23 protein-coding genes and 1 pseudogene are annotated in these 24,959 nt (G+C 68.8%); 10 read left to right on the top strand and 14 right to left on the bottom strand.

Features of this window, described 5'->3' with window-relative positions; translation table 11 throughout:
* Positions 1–18: 18 nt before the first annotated feature.
* Positions 19–570: pseudogene (locus ACIREI_RS24355) on the bottom strand (ABC transporter ATP-binding protein); the annotation flags it as partial.
* A 100-nt stretch (positions 571–670) separates the two neighbouring features.
* The gene (locus tag ACIREI_RS24350; RefSeq protein WP_403336760.1) at positions 671–1,924 is read right to left on the bottom strand and encodes an RNA-guided endonuclease InsQ/TnpB family protein; all 1,254 of its coding nucleotides are present in this window, start codon (positions 1,922–1,924) and stop codon (positions 671–673) included.
* 484 nt (positions 1,925–2,408) lie between these two features.
* Between ACIREI_RS24350 and ACIREI_RS24345 the strand changes: the two genes are divergently transcribed.
* Together ACIREI_RS24345 and ACIREI_RS24340 are read left to right on the top strand one after the other, a co-directional pair.
* Entirely contained in the window at positions 2,409–2,756 is a 348-nt protein-coding gene (locus tag ACIREI_RS24345; protein ID WP_403336426.1) for a CU044_2847 family protein, read from the top strand.
* Positions 2,757–2,817: 61 nt separating this feature from the next.
* Entirely contained in the window at positions 2,818–7,224 is a 4,407-nt protein-coding gene (locus ACIREI_RS24340; protein ID WP_403336423.1) for a trypsin-like peptidase domain-containing protein, read from the top strand.
* Here ACIREI_RS24340 and ACIREI_RS24335 read toward each other — a convergent pair.
* Both ACIREI_RS24335 and ACIREI_RS24330 read right to left on the bottom strand, forming a co-directional pair.
* Positions 7,209–7,577, bottom strand: a complete 369-nt coding sequence (locus ACIREI_RS24335) for an ATP-binding protein (protein ID WP_403336420.1) — start codon at positions 7,575–7,577, stop codon at positions 7,209–7,211. The two genes, ACIREI_RS24340 and ACIREI_RS24335, sit on opposite strands and share 16 nt — an antisense overlap.
* Positions 7,574–7,783: a hypothetical protein gene (locus tag ACIREI_RS24330; RefSeq protein ID WP_403336418.1), complete on the bottom strand. Its 210-nt coding sequence runs from the start codon at positions 7,781–7,783 to the stop codon at positions 7,574–7,576. The genes ACIREI_RS24335 and ACIREI_RS24330 overlap by 4 nt, the downstream gene beginning before the upstream one ends.
* Before the next feature lie 119 nt (positions 7,784–7,902).
* On the opposite strand from ACIREI_RS24330, the gene ACIREI_RS24325 reads away from it, so the two are divergent.
* Both ACIREI_RS24325 and ACIREI_RS24320 read left to right on the top strand, forming a co-directional pair.
* Entirely contained in the window at positions 7,903–8,766 is an 864-nt protein-coding gene (locus tag ACIREI_RS24325; protein WP_403336416.1) for a Scr1 family TA system antitoxin-like transcriptional regulator, read from the top strand.
* Positions 8,738–9,031, top strand: a complete 294-nt coding sequence (locus ACIREI_RS24320; RefSeq protein WP_403336413.1) for a DUF397 domain-containing protein — start codon at positions 8,738–8,740, stop codon at positions 9,029–9,031. The genes ACIREI_RS24325 and ACIREI_RS24320 overlap by 29 nt, the downstream gene beginning before the upstream one ends.
* A 60-nt stretch (positions 9,032–9,091) precedes the next feature.
* On the opposite strand, the gene ACIREI_RS24315 is transcribed toward ACIREI_RS24320, so the two are convergent.
* From ACIREI_RS24315 to ACIREI_RS24305, 3 genes are all read right to left on the bottom strand, one after another.
* Positions 9,092–9,715, bottom strand: a complete 624-nt coding sequence (locus ACIREI_RS24315) for a hypothetical protein (RefSeq protein WP_403336411.1) — start codon at positions 9,713–9,715, stop codon at positions 9,092–9,094.
* A gap of 286 nt (positions 9,716–10,001) precedes the next feature.
* Entirely contained in the window at positions 10,002–11,252 is a 1,251-nt protein-coding gene (locus ACIREI_RS24310) for an Ig-like domain-containing protein (RefSeq protein ID WP_403336409.1), read from the bottom strand.
* Between the two features lie 220 nt (positions 11,253–11,472).
* Positions 11,473–11,862: a hypothetical protein gene (locus ACIREI_RS24305; protein ID WP_403336406.1), complete on the bottom strand. Its 390-nt coding sequence runs from the start codon at positions 11,860–11,862 to the stop codon at positions 11,473–11,475.
* A 109-nt stretch (positions 11,863–11,971) separates the two neighbouring features.
* Here ACIREI_RS24305 and ACIREI_RS24300 point away from each other — a divergent pair, with 109 nt between their 5' ends.
* The gene (locus ACIREI_RS24300; RefSeq protein ID WP_403336403.1) at positions 11,972–12,310 is read left to right on the top strand and encodes an LPXTG cell wall anchor domain-containing protein; all 339 of its coding nucleotides are present in this window, start codon (positions 11,972–11,974) and stop codon (positions 12,308–12,310) included.
* Between the two features lie 42 nt (positions 12,311–12,352).
* The gene (locus ACIREI_RS24295) at positions 12,353–13,117 is read left to right on the top strand and encodes a hypothetical protein (protein WP_403336401.1); all 765 of its coding nucleotides are present in this window, start codon (positions 12,353–12,355) and stop codon (positions 13,115–13,117) included.
* Positions 13,118–13,193: 76 nt separating this feature from the next.
* Here the strand turns inward: ACIREI_RS24295 and hutH are convergent, their stop codons facing one another.
* The 5 genes from hutH to ACIREI_RS24270 all read right to left on the bottom strand — a co-directional run bounded on the left by hutH (position 13,194) and on the right by ACIREI_RS24270 (position 20,241).
* Positions 13,194–14,738 (bottom strand): histidine ammonia-lyase, encoded by a 1,545-nt coding sequence (gene hutH, locus ACIREI_RS24290; RefSeq protein WP_403336398.1) that lies wholly within the window; start codon positions 14,736–14,738, stop codon positions 13,194–13,196.
* Positions 14,739–14,981: 243 nt separating this feature from the next.
* Complete coding sequence (locus tag ACIREI_RS24285) at positions 14,982–16,130, bottom strand: diguanylate cyclase domain-containing protein (RefSeq protein WP_403336396.1); 1,149 nt, start codon at positions 16,128–16,130, stop codon at positions 14,982–14,984.
* A 269-nt stretch (positions 16,131–16,399) separates the two neighbouring features.
* Positions 16,400–17,218: an enoyl-CoA hydratase/isomerase family protein gene (locus ACIREI_RS24280; protein ID WP_403336394.1), complete on the bottom strand. Its 819-nt coding sequence runs from the start codon at positions 17,216–17,218 to the stop codon at positions 16,400–16,402.
* A gap of 927 nt (positions 17,219–18,145) precedes the next feature.
* Positions 18,146–19,276, bottom strand: a complete 1,131-nt coding sequence (locus ACIREI_RS24275) for an adenylate/guanylate cyclase domain-containing protein (protein WP_403336391.1) — start codon at positions 19,274–19,276, stop codon at positions 18,146–18,148.
* A gap of 104 nt (positions 19,277–19,380) precedes the next feature.
* A complete protein-coding gene (locus ACIREI_RS24270) occupies positions 19,381–20,241 on the bottom strand; it encodes a biotin--[acetyl-CoA-carboxylase] ligase (RefSeq protein ID WP_403336388.1) in 861 nt (286 codons plus the stop codon).
* A gap of 110 nt (positions 20,242–20,351) precedes the next feature.
* Between ACIREI_RS24270 and ACIREI_RS24265 the strand changes: the two genes are divergently transcribed.
* Together ACIREI_RS24265 and ACIREI_RS24260 are read left to right on the top strand one after the other, a co-directional pair.
* The gene (locus ACIREI_RS24265; protein ID WP_403336386.1) at positions 20,352–21,965 is read left to right on the top strand and encodes an acyl-CoA carboxylase subunit beta; all 1,614 of its coding nucleotides are present in this window, start codon (positions 20,352–20,354) and stop codon (positions 21,963–21,965) included.
* 17 nt (positions 21,966–21,982) lie between these two features.
* Positions 21,983–22,192 carry an acyl-CoA carboxylase epsilon subunit gene (locus ACIREI_RS24260; protein WP_301997309.1) on the top strand — a complete coding sequence of 70 codons (210 nt, stop codon included), beginning with the start codon at positions 21,983–21,985 and terminating at the stop codon, positions 22,190–22,192.
* Here the strand turns inward: ACIREI_RS24260 and ACIREI_RS24255 are convergent.
* Entirely contained in the window at positions 22,189–23,319 is a 1,131-nt protein-coding gene (locus ACIREI_RS24255) for an SGNH/GDSL hydrolase family protein (RefSeq protein ID WP_403336383.1), read from the bottom strand. The two genes, ACIREI_RS24260 and ACIREI_RS24255, sit on opposite strands and share 4 nt — an antisense overlap.
* 125 nt (positions 23,320–23,444) lie before the next feature.
* Between ACIREI_RS24255 and mmpB the strand changes: the two genes are divergently transcribed.
* Both mmpB and ACIREI_RS24245 read left to right on the top strand, forming a co-directional pair.
* Positions 23,445–23,573, top strand: coding sequence for a morphogenic membrane protein MmpB (gene mmpB / locus ACIREI_RS24250; protein WP_093747104.1), 129 nt, complete (start codon positions 23,445–23,447; stop codon positions 23,571–23,573).
* A gap of 31 nt (positions 23,574–23,604) precedes the next feature.
* Positions 23,605–24,225, top strand: coding sequence for a Maf family protein (locus tag ACIREI_RS24245; RefSeq protein ID WP_403336381.1), 621 nt, complete (start codon positions 23,605–23,607; stop codon positions 24,223–24,225).
* Here ACIREI_RS24245 and ACIREI_RS24240 read toward each other — a convergent pair.
* On the bottom strand, positions 24,194–24,700 hold the full coding sequence (locus ACIREI_RS24240) for a hypothetical protein (protein ID WP_403336379.1): 507 nt from the start codon (positions 24,698–24,700) through the stop codon (positions 24,194–24,196). The two genes, ACIREI_RS24245 and ACIREI_RS24240, sit on opposite strands and share 32 nt — an antisense overlap.
* Between the last annotated feature and the right edge of the window lie 259 nt (positions 24,701–24,959).

Below are 24,959 nucleotides of genomic sequence, written 5' to 3'. Positions count from 1 at the left end.
CGTTACAGAGTTGTGGTGTTACGCCCCCGCGTTCTCCTTGACAGTGATCCGTCCCTTGCGGATGGTCGCCACCCGCGGGGCCTTTTTCGCGATCGCCGAGTCGTGGGTGACCATGATGAAGGTCAACCCGAGCTCCTTCCACATGCGTTCGAGTACGTCCATGATCTCGTCGCGCATCGACTCGTCGAGGTTGCCGGTGGGTTCGTCGGCCAGCAGCACCTTCGGCTCCTTGACCAGCGCGCGGGCGATGGCGACGCGCTGCTGCTGGCCGCCGGACATCTCGCTCGGCAGATGCCCGAGGCGCTCTCCGAGCCCTACCGACTTCAGTGCCTCGGCGGCACGTTCGCGCCGCTCCTTCGTCTTTACGCCGAGGGGGACGAGGGCGGTCTCGACGTTCTCCTGTGCGGTGAGGGTGGGGATGAGGTTGAAGGACTGGAACACGAAGCCGATGTTCTCGCTGCGGACCTTTGTCAGCCGGGTTTCGGAGAGCTTGGCCAAGTCGGTGCCGTCGAGCACGACTTCACCTGCGGTGGGCCGGTCCAGGCCGCCGAGCATCTGCAGGAGGGTGGATGTCGACGGTTTCCTCGCCTCGGGTGCAGCGCCAGCGGCGACGCAGCTCGCGCCTCAGGTAGTTGAATCCTCCCCTCCCTGAAGGGACGGGATTCCTGGCTCAGGCAGCCGCCTGGGGCAGCACCCCAGGCGGTCTTACGCCCTCAGCACCAGCCGGGTTGAGACCAGCCCGGACGAGCATCACGCGTGCGGAGTTCTTGTCCCGTGGCCTCACGGTTCCGCATGCGTTGCAGGTGTAGGTGCGCTCACCCAGCGGCAATGCGTGCTTGGCTCTCGCTCCGCAGTGCGCGCAGTCCATCGTGGTATGCGCGGGGTGTACCAGATGCACGGCACGGCCGTGCTTGCGGCCCATCTCGATCAAGGCCTGTTTCGTGGCGCCGATGGCGGCGTCGGCAGCCTTGCGGGCCATGGTCGTCCTGGCGAGGAACTTCGGCTTGAAGTCCTCGACGGCCAGGGCGTCATGGGTGGTCACGACGGCCTTGGCCCATTTGCGGCCGGTGTCCTGACGCTGTCGGGCGACCTTCTTGCATGCCTTGGCGCGCAGTCGCTTCGCTTCGCGGTAGCCCTTCGAACCGGTCTGGCCCTTCTTCGGCTTGCGGCGGGCCACCATTCGGTCGTACCGGGTCAGCTTCTCCTTGGCCTTCTTGCCGTGCTCGGCGTGCGGGAGATCGTGGGCTGCGGATGTGGTGGTGGCGGTCTCCTTCACACCCCAGTCGATGCCGATCACCGCACCGGTCTTGGGCAGCGGCTCGACGGCGGCGAGGACGACGAAGCTGGCGTACCAGTGACCGATGCTGTCCTGGTAGATGCGGACACTGGACGGGGCCGCGGGCAACTCCCGGGACCACACCACAGTCAAGACGATCCCGCCCGCTAGGTGCAGCACTCCGTCCTTCAATTGGAAACCACGTCGGGTGTAGTTGAGAGTGGACAGCGCCTCGCGCTTCTTCTTCCACCTGGGCATCCCAGCCCGGCGTGCCATGACCAGCCGGTCCTTGATGTCCTTTTGAGCCTTGGCGCGGGACTTACCGAAGTCCCTGATGACCTGCTGCTGCGGCACCGAGGAGCCCTCGCGTAGCCACGGGGTCGCCTTGCGCGCCTCGGTCAACATCTTGTCAAGCTGTGCCGGGCCGCACGTCCGCTTCTCTCCCCCCGCCCTGTTATTCAAGTGCACGGCCTTGGACTTGGCCACACACTCGTTCCACACCCACCGGCACCGGCCCCACTCCGCCAACAGGGCTCCGCTGGCAGCGTATGACACGCGAAGCCGGAAAGTGTACCGGGCATGCCCCACCCCGTCGGCCCTCACCCCTACCGCCACACCATCACCCCCGCCCAAGTTCCGGTCACGCATCCCCGCCGGACGACCATACGTGCGATATCCGCACACCAGCACTCAGCTCCCGCCACAATCACCCCAATCGGCGCACGCGGGCACAGGTGTTCACATTCACTCGGCTCGTCGGCAGGCGGGAGCGGCGCTCCGCGTCTAGGAGGCGCCGGATACGGCGACACTCCGCATCGCTGCCACGGGATGCGCTTCCTCCTGGCTGAACGCCGGGGCCTCCTCACAAGAGACCGGGTGAAGAACATGCGCCGCAAAGCAGAACGGCGCGTGATGAAGAGATAGGGCCGAAATAAGAGATGGATGAGAAGGCTGTACGTGAGCCCGGGGTGAGCTCTCACGACGCTGTCAGCGGCGTGAAGCTTGCGCCGGAACCTCCGGATGTGGTGCTCCGGTGAAAATCGCGCCCGTCGCGAGCGGGCTGACACCATGCGCGTACATGGTTGAAGCTGGCATCTCTTGATGCGAACTAAGCCTGGAGGAAGGGAAGTTGATGCAGGGCCTGCTGCGTGTACCGCTCGAGGACGGCGGGACGATCCTGTTCGAAGCGGTGCCAACCACGCCGGCGGGGTCCAGCGGCCCGGTGAAGGCCGGCCGGATCGCGGACGGGATCCGTGAGCTGCCCAGGACCCTGCAGGAGAGTCTCGTACCGGTCCGTGACACTGCACGGGCAGTACTGGAACAGCTGAGGGAGGCCGGCCCGGACGAGGTCGAAGTGGAGTTCGGCGTCAATCTGGCGACGGAGGCCGGGGCTGTCATCACCAAGACCGGCGCGGGGGTTCATCTGAAGGTGCGGGTGCTGTGGCAGAACAGGGGGACCGACGTTGGCACCTCCGGTTGAGGACGGGGACGTGACGGTGACGGAGAGTCCTGTGTGGGGTAGTGGCAGTGGCCGTGAGGCCGTGAGAGCCGCCACTGCCAAGGTCCTCAAGGCCGACGGCAGTGTCGCCGGCGCGAGCTTCCTGATCCATGAGGACTTGGTCGTCACCTGTGCGCACGTGGTGGAGGCCGTGGGGCAGGGCCCCGACGGGCAGGTGCGACTCGTCTTCCCCCATCTGCCGAACCAGCCCGAGAGGACCGGGCTGGTGCTGGCCGACCGGTGGCGGGCATCGGAGGCGGAGGACATCGCTGTCGTACGGCTTGAGAGTGTCCTGCCGGGTGCCGTGCCGTTGCCGATGAGGTCGGCTCGGGGGCGTCAAGGGAATGACGTGTTCTCGTTCGGGTTCCCCTCCCAGGCAATAGCGGACGGCCACTACGGCTACGCCAAGGCCGGTGACGTGACCCACTCCGAAGGTATGGGCGACTTGTTGCAGCTGTCCGACGGCAACGGCCTGACGACCGGCTTCAGCGGTGGACCGGTCGTGGACGAGCACACGGGTCTGGTGATCGCCATGGTCAACTCGATCACCCCGACGGATGCCCACGCCAGAGGGCAGAACATGGCATACGGCACGCCCACCGATGAACTGCGCAAGCTATGCCCGGAGTTGGTCTGGACCCAGGTGCCTCCTTACCGGGGGCTGGAGTCGTTCGACGCGAAACACGCGAAGTTGTTCAAAGGCCGGGACTCCGCTGTGCGGAGCGTGACGGCAGCCCTGGAACAGCACCCTCGCGCGCTCTTGCTCCTCGGCCCATCGGGCGCCGGCAAGTCCTCCTTGATCAACGCCGGAGTACTCCCTGCCCTGGTCAAGGGACGCATCCCAGGGAGTGCCCAGTGGTCGCACGTGGTCGCCCGGCCAAACCAGGACCTACTCACCGCACTTGAGGATGCCGGACTGCCCGGGGCCGCCACCGACGGCATTCTGCCCGCGGTCAAACGCCGTCTGGCGGATGATCGGGGCTGCGCTCGTCTGGTCCTGGTCATCGACCAGTTCGAGGAGTTGCTCACCCAGCAGCCGACGCCGGCAGAGGGAGCCCCCGCCTCCGACAGACGTCTGGCTGTCGCCAGTCAACTCGTCGAACTGATCCGCTCACGCGTGCCCGTGAGCCTGATCCTGATCATGCGCAACGACTTCTACGCCCCCCTTGAGGCCCTGGCTCCCGACCTCATGAACACCGTGCTGCCCGGCCTGGTCAACGTCCCCCGGACGTTGACCGCCGAGGAGCTCGAAGAGATCATCACCGGGCCCGCCGAAGAGGTCGGCATCGGCGTCGAGAGCGGCTTGGCGGACTTGATCGTCCGGGACATCATCCACACCGCCGGTACCGCCAACGACCAGGTGCCGGTCACTCTGCTCCCGCCCCTGGAGCTGGCACTGAGCCAACTGTGCGACAAGCTCGACGACCACGACGGCCGCCTCACGCGCCAGGGCTATCGCAATCTCGGCACCGTGACCGGCGCCTTGAAGAACTGGTGCAACCGCGCCATCGACGAGTTGGAGAACGACGCCCAGGGCGCGATGGCCCAGAGGATCCTGACCGCGCTCGTACGGCCGGCGGACGACGCCAACGGCATCCCGGCGACACGCCGACAGGTTCCCCTCACCCGGCTACGCGCACTGGCAGCGGCCCCCAAGCCCGAGGAACCCGCTCCCGAGACCAGCTCCGCCGAGGCACCACCCACAGTCCCCGCAGCCGAGGAACCCGCTCCCGAGGCCGACTTCGACAAGGTGCTGGCCGCCCTGACCAGCCACCGCATGATCACCATCGGCACTATGTCGCAGCCCGGACAGAGCCGTGGCGAACCGGCGGCGGAACTCATCCACGATGCCCTCATCCGCGACTGGGGCGAACTGCGCGACTGGGTCGACGAGGACCGCCAGTTCCAGGTCTGGCTGGACCGCGCCACAGAGCAGGCGAAACTGCACGGTCAAAAACAGCTTCCCGGAGACCTGCTGGACGGAAGCCTCCTGAGCGAAGGGCTTGAGTGGGACCGCAAGCGCTCACTCCCGCAGGACGTCGCCGCGCTCCTGACCGCGAGCGATCAACACCAGAACGCCGCACTCCGCCGCACGCGGCGCTTCAACACCATTCTCGCCGGCGCGCTCGCCCTCGCCCTGATCGCGGCGGGGGTGGCCTTCGTCTCGCGGCAGGACGCCATTACCGCCCAGCACGAGGCGGAGGCGCGGCAACTGGCCGCGGAGTCACGGCAGATCGCCCTGGAATCCTCCAACATGCGGGACCTCGACCCCGACCTGGCTTCGCTGCTGGCCGTCAAGGCGTACCGGATGAGCCCCACCGCCGAGGCGAAGGGAGCTCTCTACGCAGCCGCGGACCTCCCCTTGCGAGACATCCTCCCCGAGTTCGACGGCGACGACGACCTCGCACAGGTGGCCTTCAGCCCCGACGGCAAGACACTCGCCACCGGCAGCAGTTCCGGAACCGTGCGGCTGTGGGACGCGGCTTCCAGCAAACTCCGTGCCACGTTCAAAACCTACGACGGCACCGAGTTGGCCATGGCCTTCAGCCAGGACGGCAAGACACTCGCCACCGTCAATTCCGGCGCCTCCGACAAAATGGTAAAACTGTGGGATCTGACTTCCGGTAAATCCCGAACCACCTGGATCCTCCCCGAGGAGTACGGGACGAGTTCAGTGGCCTTCAGCCCTGACGGAAAGACCGTCGCCATCAGCGGCGATGACAGCAAGGTGCGACTACGGGACGTGAGTTCGGGTAAGGCACGAAGAACACTCGACCACCGCACCGGCGAAGCCTTTTCGCTGGCTTTCAGCCCCGACGGGAAAACGATCGCCGCCCAGATCGTCAATTCCAGCGTCGACGCCGACAACACCACACGGCTGTGGGATGTGAATTCTGGTACCCCACTCGCCAGGAAGAGTTCGTTCGCCGACAGCACGACTCCGCTGGCGTTCAGCCCCGACGGCAAGAGCCTGGCCACCGGCGGCGCGTACGACACCCTGAAGCTCTGGAACGCCGACACGGGTAAGTCGCTCGGCACCGCCAATGGCTATACCGCTGCCGTTGAGTCGATCGCGTTCAGTCCCGACGGAAACACGATCGCGACCGGCCATCGCGACGGCAGCGTACGGCTTCTGGACCTGGTTACCGGTAATTTCCGCGCCACCCTCAAGGGGCACACCACGGAAGTGAGTTCCCTGGCGTTCAGCCGCGACGGAAAGATACTGGCCACCAGCAGCACCTTCGGGGATGTGCGGCTTTGGAATGCGACCAACCGGAACTCCCGGTCCGTACTTCACGACGGATCGGAACTGGACTCGGTGAGGTTCAGCCCGGACGGCAGGACACTCGCCACCTACGGCGACTGGGCTTCCGTGCAACTGTGGAAAGTTCTCTCGGGAAAGGAAGAACATCATCCTCTCGGTGACCCTCACGACTTCTCCACCACCAACTGGTACTCGATAGCGTTCAGCCCTGATGGCAGATCGCTTGCCACCGGCCAGTCCGACGGCGCCCTCTGGCTGTGGGACATGAACGACGACAGCGCGGGCCATGGGCTGAATGACACGCGCGGACTGGACTCCCTGCTGTTCAGCCCGGACAGCAGGACCCTCGCCACGTCCGGTGGCACGGACGGCTTCGCGCGCTTGTGGGACACCGCCTCCGGCACCTTGCGCGCCACTCTTGAGGGCGACGACTACGAGGTGGACTCGATGGCGTTCAGCCCTGACAGCAAGACATTCGCAACCATCGACAACGACGGCGTCCCACGACTGTGGGACGTCCCTTCCGGAAAGGCCCGACGCACGCTGAGGGATGTCAACGGGAACGCGTTGGTGTACGACCCTCAGCACTGGGTGGCCTTCAGCCCTGACGGTGAAACCCTCGTCTCCGGCAGCACGGACGGCTTCGTCCAGGTCTCCGACGTGGCATCCGGCTCATCCCGGACCCTGCTGAAGGATCCCCTGGGACTGAACTCCATGGCGCTCAGCCCGGACGGCAGGACCCTCGCCACCGCGGGCGGCACGGACAACACCGTGCGTCTGTGGGACGCCATCTCAGGCAAGGCCCGCGTCACGCTCAAAGGGCACACCGACTCGGTGAACTCGGTGGTGTTCAGCCCCGACAGCACGTCCCTCGCCACCGCCAGCGACGACACCACCGCGATGGTGTGGGACGCGGCTTCAGGAATCGCCCGCGCGGTGCTCACGGGCCACACCGACGTGGTGAACTCGGCGGCGTTCAGCCCGGACGGCAAGATCCTCGCCACCGCCAGCGACGACGAGAACGCACGCCTGTGGAATGTGACGCTCCCGGACGCCGAACAGATCGCCCGGGACATCTGCCGCATCGTCAACCGGAACTTCACCAGGGCCGAGCAGTCCATGTATCTGCACAGTCAGACATCCGACCCGGTGTGCCCGGATTCCGCGGCTTACACAGAGCGCTGAAGGCATTCCCCCAGCTCGCACCAGACCGTCTTACGGCCCGCCTCCTGTTCCACGCCCCAACGCCGGGCCACGGCGTCGAGGAGGGCAAGGCCACGGCCGGACTCGTCCGTGGGGGTGGCCCGGAGCAGGACCGGCCGGGCACCCGGCTCCGGGTCGGTCACCTCGACCCGCGTGCACCCGTTGCCCGTGCCGAGAACCCGGACCGTCACCGGGGTGCCCTCCCCGAGATGGTCGATGACGTTCGTCAGCAACTCGCTCGCGCACAGGCGGACGTCGAAGCTGTGGTGACGGAGGTGATGGCGCAGTTCGGGCACCGACTTGGGGGTGGCGAGGAGACTCAGCTCGAAGGTCACCGTTCGGCCGCCTCGCGGAGTACGGCGGCGAGGGCGCGGGCGGTCGCGGTGTTGCAGTTCCCGAGCGCGACGAGGCCTGCGGGTGGCGAGTAGTCGCCCGCGAAGGTCGGGAGGTCCGCACGGAGTGAGGGAAGCGTGATGCCGTGCAGGGCGAGGGCGGTGCGGAGTTCCTCCGCGCAGAGGGTCGTGTCGCAGGGAGTGGGCATCGAGTGAGGGCCTTTCTGTGGAACGTTGCGTTCAGTGACGAATCGCTCACAGACTGGCGTGCGGCTGGCTACCGTGAAAGGGGCTTCGCGTTCGCGACCTGGGCTGCGGAAGGTGAACGATGGCACAGCGCAAGGACATTGACGGCTCGATGAGCGTCCCGACGTTCTACGGCAAGGAGTTGAGGTGGAAGCGGGAGGCGGCGGGGCTGTCGCTGGAGGGGCTGCTCGAAGGCAGCTTCTACGGCAAGACGTATCTGAGCGACATTGAGCGCGGGGAGCGGCGGATGCCGCTCGATCTGGCTCGGCATGTGGATCGGACGCTGAAGACTGACGGGTACTTCGAGCGCAACTGCGAGGATGTGCGGAAGGCGCGGCGGGGGCCGCACGCGGCGTACTTCGAGAAGGCGCTGGAGGCGGAGCGGCACGCGGAGACCATCGAGTTGTGGTCCCCCTGCATCTTCCCCGGGCTGCTCCAGACTGCCCCGTACGCGCGGGCGCTGGTCCGGTCGGCGCACCCGGCCGCCGCCGACGAGTGGGTCGAGGAGAAGGTGACCGCCCGTCTCGCCCGCGCCCGCCTCTTCGACGAGAACCACTCCACTCCGGAGTACTGGGCGATCCTGCACGAGTCGCTCCTCACCGACGCGTTCCTGCCGTCGCAGGAGATGGCCGATCAGCTGGACCGGATCGTGGAGTTGGCCGAGCGGCGCCGGATCGTTCCGCAGATCGTCCCGCGGAAGGCGGGGGCGTATCCCCTGATGGCGGCCTCCATCATGGTCATGACTTTCCCCGACGCGCCCCCGCTGGTTTACACGGAGGCGTCCTACAGCGGGGACACCATCGACGATCCGGCCCTCGTGAAGCAGTACCGCAAGGCATACGATCGGCTCAGGGCCGTAGCACTGTCACCAGACGCGTCCCTGGCCATGATCAAGACAGCGGCAGAGGATTACCGAAATGGCAGGCAGCCGGATCGACTTGAGTGACGCTCTCTGGTTCAAGAGCAGCTACAGCAACGGTGACGGCGGGGAATGCGTCGAGATCGCCGGCGACTTCCCCGGCGCCGCCCTCTGGCGCAAGTCGAGCTACAGCAACGGCGACGGCGGCAACTGCGTCGAGGTCGCCGACAACATCCCCGGCCTCGTCCCCGTACGCGACTCCAAGGCCCCCAACGGCCCGGCCCTGCTCCTCACCGCCCACGCCTGGGCCCCCTTCGTCGCCGGGCTCAAGGACGACGTACGGCCCCTCTGAAGGGCTGGAGCAAGAAGCCCCCGCCGCGGCGCTCACCGTGACAGGGGCTCAGATCGAGGTTCACTCCGGCGGTCTCGGCTTCAGCGCGGCGGCGAACTCCGCGGCGTCGGCGCAGATGTCCTGCGGCTGGTTCCCGAAGTCCATACGGGCGACGACGATGACGCTCCCGAACGACGTCCGCCACTGAACCCGGCATTCGTCCCCGAAGTCGTCCCCCGCAGCGGAAGCCGACGGCGCTCCCTTGACGGTGATGGGTGCGGGTACCCCGTCGAGGTCGGTGTACGAGTCCCTGTACAGGAGCGAGAGCTCGAAGTGTGCGCCTTTGTCCGGGCCGCTGGCGATGCCGCCGAGCCATGTGCAGCTTACCTGTCCGGTCTCGTCGTATTCACCCGGTATATCCATGCCAGTGGCCCACTGAGTCGAGGGCCCGAAGAGGATGCCGGGATTCGCCTCGCAAGGGCTGGGCAGGTCGGCGAACTTGACCGCCGCCTTGCCCGGCCCGTCACCCTCGTCCCACAGCAGCACCCCACCGCCGACGCCCAGCCCCGCCAGTACCACCACCGCCGCGGCGACGACCGCCATCCGCGAACGGCCCGACGGTCGAGCGGATGCAGACTCCGCGTCCGGCTGGTCCGACGAGGGGTCCGGTAACCGCTCCTGCCGGTCTGCGTCCGAGTCGCTCATGCCGTCCCCCTCGTCCGAGAAGCTGCGATCAGCTGCACCACCATGGCCGCCGAAGCGAGTCCGGCCGTGGCGGTCGCGCGGATTTCCAGGTGTTGCCCCAGCCACAGTAAGCGGTTGCACGTGATGTGTCCTGTGGGCCCGATCTTCTCCTCCGTTCCTCCATCTCGGCGAGTACGACGTCCACTTCGTCCTCGGGCCACCGGGAACGCGAAGGCGGCCACCCGGTCGGGTGGCCGCCTTCATAGGCTCACGTCAGTGCGCGGTGCGCTCGCTGCCCCAGCAGCCGTCAGACCGCCGAACCGGCCTTCCACTGCGCCCAGTCCATGTTCCAGCCGTTGAGGCCGTTGTCCGGCGCGATGGTCTTGTCGCCGGTGTTCTGGACGACCACGACGTCACCGACGATCGAGTTGTTGTAGAACCAGTAGCCCGCGGTGCCCTTGTCGTTGGCACCCTTGGTGTCGGACAGGCCCACGCAGCCGTGGCTGGTGTTCACGCTGCCGAAGATGGACTTGGCGCCCCAGTAGTTGCCGTGCACGAAGGTGCCGGAGGTGGACAGGCGGATGGCGTGCGGCACGTCCTTGATGTCGTACTCGCCCTTGCCGTCGTCGTCCGTGAAGCCCACGGTCGCGCCGTTCATGCGCGTCTCCTTGAACTTCTCGGACATCACCATGATGCCTTCGTAGGTCTTGTTCTCCGGCGAACCGGCGGAGATCGGGATGGTCTTGATGGTCTTGCCGTCCTGCGTGACCTTCATCTGCTTGGTCTTCGCGTCGACGTACGAGATCTGGTTGCGGCCGATCTTGAAGGTGACCGTCTTCTCCTGGACGCCGTAGACACCATTGGAGCCCTCGACGCCGTCCAGGGCCATCTTCATGGTGACGGTCGAGCCCTCCTTCCAGTACTCGTCGGGCCGGCAGTCCATGCGGGTGTCGTTGAACCAGTGGCAGACCACTTCCTGGCCGCTGGTGGTGGAGACGGTGATGCCCTTCTGGACGGCCGCCTTGTTGGTGATCGACTTGTCGAAGTTGATCGACACGGGCATGCCGACACCGACGGTCGAGCCGTCCTCCGGCGTGAAGTAGCCGAGGAAGCTGTTGTCCGGGGAGACCGTGGTGAAGGAGGCGTTCTCGTGGGCCTCCAAGCCCTTGGAGTCCTTCGCCGTCACCGTGACCTTGTAGGTCGTGGAGCGCTCCAGCTGGCCGCTGGGCTTCCAGCTGGTCTTGTCGGCGGATATCTCGCCCTCGACCGCGGCGCCCTCGGCGGTCGTCATCGTCACCTCGGTGAGCGTGCCCTTGCTCACAGTGACGGCGGCGGACTTGTTGATGGAGGCGTTGTCGGTGCCGTCCTCGGGCGTGATCTTGATCTGGGCCTCGGAGGTCTTCTTGGCGGCCGCCTCGTCGACCTTGGCCTGCGAGGAGTCGCCGCCATCGCTTCCGGAGGCGTTGTCATCGCCGCCGGAGCAGGCGGAGAGCACCAGGACACCACCGAGCAGTGCGGACGCGACCGCCAGGCCCTTGCGCCGCTTACTGTTCGTCATCACACGCTTCTCCATTGTTCCCGAATCCCAAAACGCCCGAGAGTCCCCGTCAAGAATCTTCAACGCTACGACCGGTTCGTCCCGTTCCACATTGCTTGGATGTGTGGGGCACACCACGTCCGCCGGGGCAGGTGGTGCAGATGTCGGTCAGTGCGCCCCATGAGACGACGAAACCCCGGGCGGCGGTTGCCGCCCGGGGTCACGATTTCCCCAAGCCGCGTCAGCCGGCCCTCTTGGCCCCTTCGGCCCCTTCAGCGCCTTCGCCGCCGTCGGTTCCTTCGTCGTCGAAGTCCTCGTCGACATCATCGTCGTCGAGGTCCCACTCCGGCGAATCCGGGTCGTAGCCGATGTGTTCGCTGGACCAGGAGGCTTGCGCGAGCTCGACTCCCGGTACCTCGCTGACCAGGTCGAACGGGTCGACCAGATAAGCGAGGGCTTCCGCCGTGTCTTCCGTCACAGCGCTTTCGGCATGAGCCCGTTCGTCGGCCGGCATGGTCTCGTCGCCGGCGATGCGCCGCAGCGCGGCCTTGGTCAGGGCGTCCTCGTCCTCCACTTCGAGGACGAGTTCCACGCGAAGCCGTACAAAACGTGATGTTTCTGGTGCACTCATGCCCGGAGCGTACGGCTGATTTCCCCTGTGACTTTCCCGTGACCCGCGACTTTCACTAACATCGCCCCACACGGCCAATTCGCCAGCGCCACAAGGGGATCGATATTCCGTGTCCGCCGCTCACCGATCGTCGTCCACCGCACGCCGATCGCTGCTGACCGCCACCGCCGCGGGGGCCCTGCTGGGCGCCCTGTGGTTCGTGCCCTCCGCCAACGCGACGGGGGACGAGCCGGCGAGAACGGAGCCTTCGGCGACCCCGTCGACGCAGGTCACCCAGCAGGCACGAGCCGCCTCCGAGAGCACGGACGACACCGCCGCTGACAGCACCCGGCTCGCCGACACCGGAAGCTTCGACACCACCCCGTACATCATCGGCGGGACCGTCTTCCTCGGGCTGGGCGCGGGCTTCGTCGCCTATTCGGTGCGCCGGGAGCAGCTCGGCTTTTGAATTGGCTTGACGATTCCTTGACATGGCCTTCATAGTCCGCCCATGAAGAGATCATCGGGCGTGCGTGTAGCCGCCACGGTTGCCGTGAGCGCGCTGACGCTCGCCCTTGTCGCGGGTTGTGGGGGCGACTCCGGCGGTTCGGACGCGAAGGCGCTGAGCTCCGCGGAGTTGAAGAAGGCGATCATCGCCAAGGGCGATGTCGACGGATACGAGGTGGACACCTCCGGCAAGCAGCTGCCGAAGTCCAAGGACGACATCAAGAGCAGCGAGGAGAAGTGCACCCCGCTGGCCTACGCCATGGGCGGCCTGGCACCGGGCGACTCGGCCTCGAACGCGGCCGTCATGGTCAGGGAGGACAAGAAGAAGCCCACCGACACCGCCTCCAAGTCCCTGGAGGACCTGAGCGAGGGCGAGTTCGAGGACTCCTTCGCCAACGCGCTGAGCCTCGACCTGACCGTCGTGGGACTCTCCTCGTACGACGGTGACGGCGCCGCGGAGACCTTCAAGTCCGTGTCGGACGCGGTCGAGAGCTGCTCCGGCGGGTTCACCCTCACCATGCAGGGCACGGACCAGAAGCTCACCAAGATCAGCGCGGAGAAGGCGTCCGGCACCGGTGACGAGTCGGTGGCGTTCGCCGCGGTGAGCGACATGGAGGACGGCGACGTCGGCACCACGCACATCGAGGTGGTCCGGCACGGCAGTACCCTCGCCACGTACTACACGATCAACCTCGGCCTGATGATGTCGGACAAGGCGTACGACATCCCGGCCGCCCTCATCGACGCGCAGGCCACGAAGCTGAAGTAACCCGCCCTTTGCCGCCCCGGGGCCCTGTCGCCCGTACGACAGGGCCCTCTTTCAGGAACCACGGGAAGCACCGGAATTACTGGAGCGGCCCGGTGACCTTCTCCACCGCCACGACCAGCTCCCCGCCACGCACGAACGCGTCGGCCGCGGCGAGGTCGGGCGCCAGGAACCGATCCGGCCCCGCCCCTCGCACCCCGGCGGCCCGTACGGCGTCGATGACGGCCTGCGAGGCCGGCGCCGGGGCGAGCCCTTCCCGCAGCTCGATGGCGCGGGTGGCGGCGTACAGCTCGACCGCCAGAACGCGGGTGAGGTTGTCGATGGCCGTGCGCAGCTTGCGGGCGGCGGACCAGCCCATGGAGACGTGGTCCTCCTGCATGGCGGAGGAGGGAATGGAGTCGGCGGACGCCGGAACGGCCAGCCGCTTCAACTCGCTCACCAGGGCGGCCTGGGTGTACTGGGCGATCATCAGCCCCGAGTCGACACCCGCGTCGTCGGCCAGGAACGGCGGCAACCCGTGGCTGCGGTTCTTGTCCAGCAGCCGGTCGGTGCGCCGCTCGGCGATGGAGGCGAGGTCGGCGACGGCGATGGCGAGGAAGTCGAGCACGTAGGCGACGGGGGCCCCATGGAAGTTGCCGTTGGACTCGACCCGCCCGTCGGGCAGCACGACGGGATTGTCCACCGCCGAGGCCAGCTCCCGCTCGGCGACGAGCCGCGCGTGCGCCATGGTGTCCCGCCCGGCACCGGCGACCTGCGGAGCACACCGCACGGAGTACGCGTCCTGGACGCGGGGCGCGTCGTCCTGGTGATGTCCGGTCAGTCCCGAACCCTTCAGCACGGCCAGCATGTTGGCGGCGGAGGCGCCCTGCCCCGGGTGCGGCCGAATGGCATGGAGCTCGGGTGCGAGCACCTTGTCGGTCCCGAGGAGCCCTTCGAGGCTCAGCGCGGCGGTGACGTCGGCGGACTTGTAAAGGGTGTCCAGATCGGCGAGGGCCATGACGAGCATCCCGAGCATGCCGTCGGTGCCGTTGAGGAGGGCGAGGCCTTCCTTCTCCCGCAGTTCGACGGGCGCGATGCCATGCGCGGCGAGAAGTTCCCCGGCCGGCCGCACGCTCCCGTCCGGACCCTCCGCGTCGCCCTCCCCCATGAGCGCGAGGGCGCAATGCGAGAGGGGAGCCAGATCACCGGAGCACCCGAGGGAGCCGTACTCGTGAACGACGGGAGTGATACCGGCGTTGAGAACATCGGCCATGGTCTGCGCGACCTCGGGCCGCACACCCGTACGCCCCGAGCAGACGGTCTTCAGCCGCAGGAACATCAGCGCCCGTACGACCTCCCGCTCCACCCGCGGCCCCATCCCGGCGGCGTGCGAGCGGACGATGTTGCGCTGCAGCCGGCCCCGCATCTCCTGGCTGATGTGCCGGGTCGCCAGGGCCCCGAAGCCGGTGGAGACGCCGTAGACCGGGTCGGGCTTGGCCGCCAACGCGTCCACGATCTCCCGCGCCGCGCCAAGCGCCGCAACCGCCTCCGCCGACAACTCGACGCGCGCGCCACCACGCGCCACGGCAAGGACGTCGGACGCGGTGACCCCGGACGTCCCCACCACCACAGTGTGCATATCCATATTCAGGAGCGTACGCAGTGAAGACGAAGATGTCACTAGCGGGCACGTGGTACACCCCTTACAACGCCGGCCCGCGCATTTCAGCCCGTCCGGCGTTTGAGGACGAGGCCCGTTCAGGGCCGAAGCGGGGGTCTGGGGGCCGCAGGCCCCCAGGGACGCGAGGTCGAAGGGGCGGCATCCCCTGGAGGATGGGACGGGTAGGGGCGGCGGGGGCGAAACCCCGCGAGGCCCACCGCGGCACCGTCACGGCAACCGCCCCCGGAACCGCCGCCGCTCCACAACCCCTTCCCCGGCCGGCTCCGCGTCAGCGAGCCGCACCACAGGATCGTCCGGCCCCTCCCGCCCCGCGACGACAGGCATACCGGCCCGAACCGCCTTCGCCTGGTACTGAGCCGCGTCAGCAAGCCGAAACAGCCGCCGCGCAGAACGAACCGGCCCGATCGCGTCCTCGGTGGACGCCACCCCGCACGCGACCCCCTCCCCCAACTCCAACTCAGCCGCCCGACGACACAGTTCCTCGGCGGCCTTCACCACATCACCGACGGGCGACCCGACGGCGAGCAGACAGAACTCGTCACCCCCGAGCCGCGCGGCAAGAGCCCCGGGCAGCATCGCGCCACACAGCGACAGCACCGACCCGAACCGCTCCAGAAGCCGGTCCCCCACGGCATGCCCCCGGGTGTCGTTCACCCGCTTGAGCCCGTTGAGATCGCAGACGACGAGACTCACGACAACACCGTGACTGCGATGCCGCTCAATGGCCTCCTCCAGCCGCACATCGACAGCACGCCGATTCGCCAGCCCGGTCAGCGCATCGGTGAACGCCAGCCGCCGAGCCTCCTCCAGCCGCTCGCACTGCGCCATCCCGGCCGCCACGACGGAGGCCAGCACGGTCGCGAAGTCGGCGTCCGCACGGTCGAAGACAGGCACACCGACGGAACGAGCGACATACAGTTCCCCCCAAGCACGCCCGTTCAGCACGATCGGCGCCACGACACAGCACCCCCGCCCCCGCCGCCGCAGCGCCGCCACCCGCTGATGGCAGTACCCGGGATGACCGGTGGAGGGACCGTCGGCCGTCTCCACCCAGGCGTTGGGCTCACCCCCGGCGGCCCACCGCTCGTGCAGGAACTCGGTGATCTCCGGGAACTGATGCACCGGATAAGCCTCGTCGCTCGGGAACTCCTCCTCCCCCCGGGCCCGGTCCCCGACATTCACGAGCACCCGCAACCGCCCGAGCTCCCGCTCCCACACCGACAGCGCCGCAAAGCTCCCGTCCAACGCCCGACACGCCCCGAGCGCCGCCGCCCGCCAGGACTCACGCGGGGTGTGCGCCGCCGCCATCCCCTGCGCCAGCGCCACTACGGCCGCGAGCCGTCTGTCCTCACCCATCACTCCAGGCTAGGTAGTTTTGCGCCGATTCGGGACGTTGGTGTGGCGAACGGGGAGCTCACCGGCCGATCCCGCCACCACCCCGCCCCACCACCGATCACTCAGCCCGTGGCCGAGCATCGGGGCCGACAGAGGATGCTCGGGCGTACGGCCGTACGCCCTCCCCCGCCGCAACCGCCCGCCGACGAATCACCCCCACCGAACCACCGAACCGCCGAACCGCCGAAACCGCAGCCAAGGGACAGCCGGCCCCCACCACTCCCCCGGCATCACTCCCCCGGCCACTCAGGCCGCCGCTTCTCGTTGAACGCCGCCACCCCCTCCGCCCGGTCCCCCGAGAACGCCGTCGCCCGCCAAGCCGCGTCCTCGATCTCCAGCCCGGCCCGCAGATCCAGCCCGTGCCCCACCCGCAGCGCCCGCTTGGCCGCTCGCAGCCCCACCGGCGAGTTCGCGGCGATCCGGCCCGCCATCGCCAGGGCCTCCTCCCGGTCCCGCCCCTCCTCCACCAGCACATCCACGAGCCCCAGTTCCCGAGCCTCACCCGCCTCGACCCGCCGCGCCGTGAAGATCAGCTCCGCCGCCCTGGCGGCCCCCACCCGCCGCGGCAGCAACTGCGTGCCCCCGCCCCCGGGAATCACCCCGACCGACACCTCCGGCAGCCCCACCACGGCCGTCCGGTCGGCCACGATCACATCGCAGGACAACGCCAGCTCGAAGCCACCCCCCAGCGCGAAACCGTGCACCGCCGCGATCGTCGGCACCGGCAACTCCAGCACCCCCGTGTACGCCCCCCGCGCCACAGGCCGCTGCCGCACCAGATCGGCGTCGCTGAACGAATTCCGCTCCTTCAGGTCCGCCCCGACACAGAACGCCCGCGCATGTGTCGAGGTCAGCACCACCACCCGTACGCCGTTGTCCGCGCCCAGCGCCGCACACGCCCCCGCGATCGAACGGGCCATCTCCGTCGACACGGCGTTCATGGCCTTGGGCCGGTCGAGGACGAGCTCCGCGACATGCCCGGCGCCCTCGGCACCCCCGTCACCGTGCCGCCGCACCAGCACGAACTCCCCGTACCGCTCCTCGCTCATGACACCCTCCGGTTAACGCGGGTTAACACCATCGTCCCGATCATCGCAGCCGGACCGCGCCGGGGAAAGGCCCGACGAGCGGTTCCCGAATCGAGTGCCGACACCCCGTTCGAGTGACATCCCACCCAACTCCCGCCTCGCTGCCCACGCCAACGCATAACGTGCGCGACACCACGGCGCATTGGGGGCGCGAGTGCGTTGGGAGGGGTCGTGATGGGCGTGACGGTGGAGACATCAGCAGAAACCGGGACCACCGGTGAGGCGGAACAGACCGCCCCGCGTCTCTTCGGTGCCCGCGGCCGCCACCGCCGCCCGCGCCCCCGCAAGGTCCTCCTCGCGGCCGGCGGCCTGGCCCTGGCCGCGGGCGCACTGAGCCTCGTACGACTGACCCCCGGCTCCGACGTCACCGGCCTCAGCGCCACCGAGACGGACCCCGTCCCGGACTCCGACACGGTCACGGAGAAGGACCGCTCGACCGACATTGCGGCCTCCGTCCCGACACCTGCCCCGAAGGCAAGTCCGTCCGCAACCTCTGTCATGGGCGGCCTGAACGCGACACCGACAACGAACACGATCGTCGTACCGACGACGAACACGACCGCGACGCCAGGACCCAGCACGACGCCGGCCGACGGTCAGGCTCAGCCCCCGACACCCCGCCCGGCGACGCAGACCAGTCACGCACCCCGACCGGCCCCGACCCCGACCACCCCGCCCAGCCAGGCGGACCCGAATCCCCCGGCCCCACAGCCGGATCACCCCGATGAGGACTCAGTCTGTGTCCCAGTCATCGGCCTGTGTGTAGACCGCTTGACCAGCGGCGACTGAAAACGCCCCGCGCTGCAACGCCCCCGAAGGGGCGCGGGGAACTGCGCGACCAGCCACAACGAACCCGCAGCCGAGCCACAGCCACCACCCCAACGGCGCTCACTCGCCCCCGCCGGACGCCCTCCGCGTCAAAAGCCAAGGCTCGACCACACCAAGCCCCCGCACCGGCCGCTGCCACATCGGCTGCAGCGCAAACCGGTACACCGGCGGCTCCTCCCCCTCCTTCTCCGCCGCGGCAGCGGCCTCCGCGGCCTCCGCCTCCGACGCGGGGGCTTCACCCGTTCGGATGAGTTCCTCCGCGAACGCGCTGTCGACGAGGACGGCGTCACGCGGAGCTATGGACGTGAGCCGGGAGGCGAGGTTCACGGTCGTACCGAAGACATCGCCCATCCGGGTGGTCACCGTGCCGAAGGCGATGCCGACGCGCAGCTCGGGCATCGTCTCGTCGTTGGCCATCGTCTCGATGAGCCGCAGGGCGATCTCGGCGGAGACGGCCGCGTCGTCGGCGGAGTACAGGACCTCGTCGCCGAGGGTCTTGACCAGCCGGCCGCCGCGTGCGGCCACCAGGTCGGCGGCCGTGGTCTCGAAGGCCTCGACGAGTTCGCCGAGCTCCTCCTCCTCCATACGGCGGGTCAGCCGGGTGAAGCCGACGAGGTCCGCGAAGCCGACGCACAGGCGCCGGTCGACCATCTCCTCGTCGTCGGCGGCCTGCACGACCCGGCCGGTCGCGGCGGCGAGCTGGCGGCGCCAGACGTAGACGAGGAACTCCTCCAGCTCGGGCAGGAGCAGCTCGACCAGGGGATACGTCACCTCGGTGCGGGTCATGCCCGGCTCCGGCGGCTCGGTCAGGCCCTCCAGGAACGAGTCGATCTGCCAGTCGGCGAGCCGCGCCGTGGTCTGCCCGGTGGACCTGGCCACCTGCACGGCCATGGCCTCGCTGAGCAGCCCCGCCTCGACGAGACCGGCGAGACGCCTGAGCGCCAGTACGTCGGCCTCGGTCAGCGCCTTGGCCTGCCCGATGTCGGCGAACCCCATGGCCCGCCAGAACCGGGACGCCAGCTCCATGGAGACACCGGCGCTACGGGCCGCCTGAAACGGGGTGTAGCGCCGCTCGGCGCCGAGGATGAGCTGTTCGAGGCGCAGGGCGAGCGGATCCTCGCCGGGGTCGGCGGCATGGGGGTCCACCCGGCCGTCCGCGCCCGTGCCGGAGCCCGTGTCGTCGACGGTCACGCCTGCTGCCCTTCCGATCTGCCGCGGTCAGTAATCGACCGGCCTTCACTTTACGGCAGGTGTGGGCCACCTCACTCCCGAGAGGCGTACAGCCCCACCCGCGCCTACGCCGGCCTCAGATGCACGATGTCCCCCGCCCCCACGGGCTCCTGCACCCCTTCCGCCGTGGCCAGCACCAGCCGCCCGTCCCCGTCGATGGCGACCGCCTCCCCCGTGATCGTCCGCTCCCCCGGCAACTCGGCCCGCACGACCCTTCCCAGCGTCGCGCACCCCGCCGCATACGTCTCCTGCAGCCCGCTCACCACCGGGTCCCCAGCCGCGGCCCGCCAACGCCCGTACCACTCCTCCAACGACCGCAACACGCCCCGCAGCAGCGGATCCCGGTCCGTGCTCACGGCTCCGGCGAGGGCCAGCGAGCCCGCCTGCGGCACCGGCAGCTCGTCCTCACGCAGCGTGACATTGACGCCGACGCCGACGACCACCCCTTCGTCACCGGCCCGCTCCGCCAGGATCCCGCCGGCCTTGCGTTCCTCGCCGCCCACGGTCACCAGCAGGTCGTTGGGCCACTTGAGTGCCGTATCGACGCCCGCCGCCCGTGACAGCCCCGTCGCCAGGGCGACCCCGGTGAGCAGCGGCAGCCACCCCCAGCGGGCCGCGGGCACCTCGGCGGGGTTCAGCAGCACGGAGAAGAACAGCCCCGAGCGGGGCGGAGCCGTCCACTGCCGGTCGAGGCGCCCCTTGCCGGCCGTCTGCTCCTCGGCGACCAGGATCGCGCCCTCGCTCGCCTTGCCCTCGGTGGCGAGGTCCACCAGGTCGGTGTTGGTGGAGCCAGTGCGCTGCACCAGCTCCACGTCCCGCCACAACCCGCCCTCCCGCACGAGCCCGCGGCGCAGCGCTGCGGCGTTGAGCGGCGGACGTTGCAGGTCGGACCAGCGGCTGTCGTCTGATGCATCTCGCGGCGTCATGCAAGCCACCCTAGGTGTGTGAAACGCCGCACTGCTGATTCGTAGGCCCCCCACTACTCTACGGATGAGTAACCGTCCCCCCTTTTGAGCAGGCAGGGAGCGCCATCCCGATGTCCGAGCCGGAAGAGCGTCACGAGATCCAAGGGATCGACATCCACACCACCGCGGGCAAGCTCGCGGATCTCCAGCGCCGTATCGAGGAAGCGACGCACGCCGGCTCCGCTCGCGCCGTCGAAAAGCAGCACGCCAAGGGCAAGTTGACGGCCCGTGAGCGCATCGAGCTCCTCCTCGACGAGGACTCCTTCGTCGAGCTCGACGAGTTCGCGCGGCACCGCTCCACCAACTTCGGCCTGGAGAAGAACCGCCCGTACGGCGACGGTGTCGTCACGGGGTACGGCACGGTCGACGGCCGCCCCGTCGCCGTGTTCTCCCAGGACTTCACCGTCTTCGGCGGTGCGCTGGGCGAGGTCTACGGCCAGAAGATCGTCAAGGTCATGGACTTCGCGCTGAAGACCGGCTGCCCGGTCATCGGCATCAACGACTCCGGCGGCGCCCGTATCCAGGAGGGTGTGGCCTCGCTGGGCGCGTACGGCGAGATCTTCCGCCGCAACACGCACGCGTCCGGGGTCATCCCGCAGATCAGCCTCGTCGTCGGGCCCTGCGCGGGCGGTGCGGTGTACTCCCCCGCCATCACCGACTTCACGATCATGGTCGACCAGACCTCGCACATGTTCATCACCGGCCCGGACGTCATCAAGACCGTCACCGGTGAGGACGTCGGCTTCGAGGAGCTGGGCGGCGCCCGCACCCACAACTCCGCCTCCGGCGTGGCGCACCACATGGCCGGCGACGAGAAGGACGCCATCGAGTACGTCAAGCAGCTGCTGTCGTACCTGCCGTCCAACAACCTCTCCGAGGCTCCGGCGTTCCCGGAGGAGGCGGACCTGTCCGTCACCGACGAGGACCGCGAGCTGGACACGATCGTGCCGGACAGCGCGAACCAGCCGTACGACATGCGCACGGTGATCGAACACGTCCTGGACGACGCCGAGTTCTTCGAGACGCAGCCGCTGTTCGCGCCGAACATCATCACCGGGTTCGGTCGGGTCGAAGGCCGCCCTGTGGGCATCGTCGCCAACCAGCCGATGCAGTTCGCCGGCTGCCTCGACATCCAGGCCAGCGAGAAGGCCGCGCGCTTCGTGCGGACCTGCGACGCCTTCAACGTCCCGGTCATCACCTTCGTCGACGTCCCCGGCTTCCTCCCGGGCGTCGACCAGGAGCACGACGGCATCATCCGCCGCGGCGCCAAGCTGATCTACGCCTACGCCGAGGCGACCGTCCCGCTGATCACGGTCATCACCCGCAAGGCCTTCGGCGGCGCCTACGACGTCATGGGCTCCAAGCACCTGGGCGCCGACCTCAACCTCGCCTGGCCCACCGCCCAGATCGCCGTCATGGGCGCCCAGGGCGCCGTCAACATCCTGCACCGGCGCACCCTCGCCGAGGCGGAGGCGAACGGCGAGGATCTGGAGGCGGTGCGCGCGAGGCTGATCCAGGAGTACGAGGACACCCTCCTCAACCCCTACATCGCGGCCGAGCGCGGCTACATCGACGCGGTGATCATGCCGTCCGACACCCGCCTGCACGTCGTACGGGGCCTGCGTCAGCTGCGCACGAAGCGGGAATCCCTGCCTCCGAAGAAGCACGGCAACATCCCCCTCTAGGCCCGCTGGGAGCCGTCATGAACATCAAGGTCCTAAGGGGCAACCCGACACCGGAGGAGCTGGCCGCCGCACTGGCGGTGGTCCGCGCCCGCGCCGCGGCGGCGAGCACCCTGCCGCCCGGCGCACCGACCCCGCGCGACTCCTGGTCCGACCCGTCCCGCATCGCGGCGCAGAGGGTGCCGCAGCCGGGCCCGACGACGTGGGCGCGTACGTACTGGCCCGCTTAGAGGAGCGTCGACACGGCTTCGGCCATCACCTCGTACCCGGCGTCGTTCGGGTGCAGGTGGTCGCCGAAGTCGTACGCCGGCCGCAGCCGATCCGGGTCCTCCGGGTCGGCCAGCGCCCGGTTCAGGTCCACCACCGCGTCGTACTCCCCCGAGCGGCGAATCCATTCGTTCAGCTCGTGACTCACCTTGGCCGCGTGCTCACCCCAGTGGTCCGAGCCCCCGAACGGCAGCAGAGTCGCCCCGATCACCCGCAGTCCCGCCACCCTGCCCTGCCGTATCAACTCCCGGTGCCCGGCGATGAGTTCCTCCGCCTCCACCACGGGCGCCGGCTTGTAGGTCGGCTGCTCGTCCGTCTCGCTGAAGCCGATGTCGTTCAGCCCGAGCAGGACGACCAGCGTGTCCACGCCGGGCCGGTCGAGAACATCGCGGCGCAACCGGCGGATGCCGCCGTCGCCGTACCACGCGGAGTCGTTGAGCAGCAGATTCCCGCCGATGCCCGCGTTGAGCACGGGCCGCCCCGTGCGCGCGGCAAGGGCATCGGACCATCGGCGGTCGGCGCCCGGCGTCGACCCGAACCCGTCCGTGATCGAGTCCCCGAAGAGCGCGACGGCGTCCCCGCGGCCGGCGTCGACCTCCACCGCCGACAGGAAGTACCAGGACTCGGTCACCGCGTCGAAGCCCTCGCCGCCGGTGTGGGCCGTCAGGTCGCCCTCGCCCAGATAGCTGGTCGTGAAGGCCTGGGCGTGGAAGGTCGCGGGTCCGGTGGTGGTGTCGAAGTGCAGCGTGACGGTCACCGACTCCCCGGCGGCGACGGCGAGCGGGACGTCATCGCTGACCAGCTCGCCGTGGGCCGGTATCCGGGCCTCCCCGGCGCCTGCGAAGGTGAGCCGGGTGAGTGATCCCGGCTCCACGGCGGCCCTCCCCGCCGTACGCCCCACGCTCGCGCCCGCGACGCGCACCGGCGAGGCGCCGTACGCGTGGGACAGCCGCACCCGCACCCGGCCACCTCCCGCCGACAGCCTTACGACCTGCCGCAGTGACTGGCGCCAGAAGCCCTCGCGGGACCAGTTGGGGGTGAAGCCCTCGCTGGGCAGTTGGGGTGACGCGGTCCAGGAAGTCGTGAACATGGCAGCACATCCTCCAAACGGAACTGAAGTCCCTTTAGCTAATGGAACCGTAGCACCGTTTGTAGAGGGAAGTTGAGTATGCGTACTCAGGCGCCGCCCCGGGCCCCCGACCGACGATGGAAGGCATGCTGTGGTCCGACCCGGAGAATGAGCCGCCCAAGGAACTGCGCGACATGCAGGAGATGTTGCGGCGGCTGGGCGTTCTCATGGCGCTGGCCATGGTGCTCACGATGATCGTGCTCGGGCTGAGGTGAGCCCGGCCGGGCGCGCCGATACGCTGACCGCATGACTGATCAGCCGCGCCGCCGACTCGTCCTCGCCTCCCAGTCCCCCGCCCGGCTCAATCTGCTCCGCCAGGCCGGTCTGGACCCCGAGGTCATCGTGAGCGGCGTCGACGAGGACGCCGTCACCGCGCCGACCCCCGCCGAGCTGGCGCTGGCCCTGGCCGAGGCGAAGGCCTCCGTCGTGGCGGCGAAGCCGGAGGTCAAGGGCGCGATCGTGATCGGCTGCGACTCGGTCCTCGACCTGGACGGCGAGGCCCTGGGCAAGCCGGCGGACGCCGAGGAGGCCACGGCCCGCTGGAAGTCGATGCGCGGCCGCGCGGGCACACTCCAGACCGGCCACTGCGTCTACGACACCGCCACCGGCCGGTACGCCTCCGCGACCGCCTCCACGGTCGTCCGCTTCGGCGAGCCGACCGACGAGGAGATCGCCGCGTACGTCGCCTCCGGCGAACCCCTCTACGTCGCCGGGGCGTTCACCCTCGACGGCCGCTCGGCCCCGTTCATCGACGGCATCGACGGCGACCACGGCAATGTGATCGGCATCAGCCTGCCGCTGGTACGACGGCTGCTGAGCCAACTGGGCATCGGCATCACGGAGTTGTGGGCGCCGGCGGAGAGGTGACCGGCGGCCCGCCGGCCGGAGAACCGTCGCCGCCCTGGCCCCCGTCGGGAGCGGCGCCGACGGGCTCCTGGGCGGCGGGCGCGCCCTGGGCGTCGTACGTCATCAGCAGCAGCACTATCAGGCCGAGTACGACGACCATGAGCAGGAACGCCGTCCAGCCCACCAGCCCCCAGGCGAACGCGCCCAGCAGCCCGTGCACCACGGCCGCGCTGATGAGCAGGATGCGCCCGAAGCCGGCCGGGGCGCGGTCGCGCACCGCCACGAGCAGGGCCACCAGCCCGCACAGCGCGAAGTAGCCGCCGAAGACCAGGCCACCGACCTTCGAGGACGTCGACATCACGTCAGGGTCCAGGCCGGCCAGCGACATGTCCTGCCGGTCGACGACCACACCGAGGAACCACTGCAGCGCCGCGACGCCGAGCCCCTCTACGAAGAGCACGAGCGCCACCACCCACGCCACCGGCCTGCGTACCACCGGTCCCCACCCACTTCCGAGCCGCGCTGTTACCCCAAGTACGTACGAGACATCGCGAACGCTACTAACGGGTAAACCCCGGGACAAGGGTTCGGGCGACAGCAAAGAATCATTGGGCCATTCGTAGGGATTCCACAAAGAAACAGAGTGGCCCGCAGCACGTGATGACAGAGACCTTGACCACAGCGGAGGGCTAGGGTTTTCCGGGAGAGACCTGCGTACCGAGGCGCGACATGGGATTTCGCAGGTCGAGCGAGCC

The organism is Streptomyces sp. NPDC093591 (assembly GCF_044764885.1).
Lineage (GTDB): Bacteria > Actinomycetota > Actinomycetes > Streptomycetales > Streptomycetaceae > Streptomyces.
This window is presented reverse-complemented; position numbering and strand designations above follow the sequence as displayed.

What these genes read in the sequence shown, in the direction of transcription:
- ACIREI_RS24350 (WP_403336760.1), bottom strand. Translation starts at nt 1,924, where the DNA reads ATGCGTGACCGGAACTTGGGCGGGGGTGATGGTGTGGCGGTAGGGGTG.
- ACIREI_RS24345 (WP_403336426.1), top strand. Translation starts at nt 2,409, where the DNA reads ATGCAGGGCCTGCTGCGTGTACCGCTCGAGGACGGCGGGACGATCCTG.
- ACIREI_RS24330 (WP_403336418.1), bottom strand. Translation starts at nt 7,783, where the DNA reads ATGCCCACTCCCTGCGACACGACCCTCTGCGCGGAGGAACTCCGCACC.
- ACIREI_RS24325 (WP_403336416.1), top strand. Translation starts at nt 7,903, where the DNA reads ATGGCACAGCGCAAGGACATTGACGGCTCGATGAGCGTCCCGACGTTC.
- ACIREI_RS24320 (WP_403336413.1), top strand. Translation starts at nt 8,738, where the DNA reads ATGGCAGGCAGCCGGATCGACTTGAGTGACGCTCTCTGGTTCAAGAGC.
- ACIREI_RS24315 (WP_403336411.1), bottom strand. Translation starts at nt 9,715, where the DNA reads ATGAGCGACTCGGACGCAGACCGGCAGGAGCGGTTACCGGACCCCTCG.
- ACIREI_RS24310 (WP_403336409.1), bottom strand. Translation starts at nt 11,252, where the DNA reads ATGACGAACAGTAAGCGGCGCAAGGGCCTGGCGGTCGCGTCCGCACTG.
- ACIREI_RS24305 (WP_403336406.1), bottom strand. Translation starts at nt 11,862, where the DNA reads ATGAGTGCACCAGAAACATCACGTTTTGTACGGCTTCGCGTGGAACTC.
- ACIREI_RS24295 (WP_403336401.1), top strand. Translation starts at nt 12,353, where the DNA reads ATGAAGAGATCATCGGGCGTGCGTGTAGCCGCCACGGTTGCCGTGAGC.
- hutH (WP_403336398.1), bottom strand. Translation starts at nt 14,738, where the DNA reads ATGGATATGCACACTGTGGTGGTGGGGACGTCCGGGGTCACCGCGTCC.
- ACIREI_RS24285 (WP_403336396.1), bottom strand. Translation starts at nt 16,130, where the DNA reads ATGGGTGAGGACAGACGGCTCGCGGCCGTAGTGGCGCTGGCGCAGGGG.
- ACIREI_RS24280 (WP_403336394.1), bottom strand. Translation starts at nt 17,218, where the DNA reads ATGAGCGAGGAGCGGTACGGGGAGTTCGTGCTGGTGCGGCGGCACGGT.
- ACIREI_RS24270 (WP_403336388.1), bottom strand. Translation starts at nt 20,241, where the DNA reads ATGACGCCGCGAGATGCATCAGACGACAGCCGCTGGTCCGACCTGCAA.
- ACIREI_RS24265 (WP_403336386.1), top strand. Translation starts at nt 20,352, where the DNA reads ATGTCCGAGCCGGAAGAGCGTCACGAGATCCAAGGGATCGACATCCAC.
- ACIREI_RS24260 (WP_301997309.1), top strand. Translation starts at nt 21,983, where the DNA reads ATGAACATCAAGGTCCTAAGGGGCAACCCGACACCGGAGGAGCTGGCC.
- ACIREI_RS24255 (WP_403336383.1), bottom strand. Translation starts at nt 23,319, where the DNA reads ATGTTCACGACTTCCTGGACCGCGTCACCCCAACTGCCCAGCGAGGGC.
- mmpB (WP_093747104.1), top strand. Translation starts at nt 23,445, where the DNA reads ATGCTGTGGTCCGACCCGGAGAATGAGCCGCCCAAGGAACTGCGCGAC.
- ACIREI_RS24245 (WP_403336381.1), top strand. Translation starts at nt 23,605, where the DNA reads ATGACTGATCAGCCGCGCCGCCGACTCGTCCTCGCCTCCCAGTCCCCC.